Origin of the sequence: Clavibacter sp. MX14-G9D (genome assembly GCF_032917815.1) — a bacterium.
GTDB classification, from domain to species: domain Bacteria; phylum Actinomycetota; class Actinomycetes; order Actinomycetales; family Microbacteriaceae; genus Clavibacter; species Clavibacter michiganensis_K.
In genome coordinates, this window is sequence record NZ_JAVCVL010000444.1 from 1 (window position 1) to 550 (window position 550).

1 protein-coding gene is annotated in these 550 nt (G+C 79.3%); it reads left to right on the plus strand.

The genetic code is table 11. The features are described from left to right. Positions 1-550 (plus strand): copper resistance protein CopC (locus Q6969_RS16210; RefSeq protein ID WP_317231353.1); only part of this gene is annotated, 550 nt, incomplete at both ends.

Consider the following 550-nt stretch of genomic DNA (forward strand, 5'->3'; position numbering starts at 1 on the left):
CGCCGGCGCCGCTCTCGCGACGGCCGCGCTGGCGGTCGCGGGGCTCGCGCAGGGGACCGGACCGGACGGCGCGCCGCCGGCCTCGGCGCACGACTACCTGGTGTCGAGCTCGCCCGCCGCCGGCTCGACCGTGGACGTGCCGCCGACGGAGGTCGCGCTGACCTTCAGCGACGTGATCCTCGACCTCGGCGCCGGTGCGGACGCATCCGACGGCTCGGCCCCCGCCTCGGGCGGCTCCTCCGTCGTGCAGGTGACCGGCCCCGACGGCGCCGGCACCCGATTCGAGACCGGGTGCGCCGTGAACGCCGGGCGCGTGGTCTCCGTGCCCGTCGCGCTCGGCGGATCCGGCGAGTACCGGGTCACGTGGCGCGTGGTCTCCGCGGACGGGCACCCCGTCTCCGACTCCATCGCGTTCACGTACCGGGCGCCGGCGGGGGCGGTCGCCTCCGCTGGGACCGACAGCGGGCCGGGCTGCGGGGCGGCGGAGGACGGGGCGGCCGGATCCGGTGCCTCGTCGACCGCGCCGGAGGCGGGCTCCGCCGACGACGCC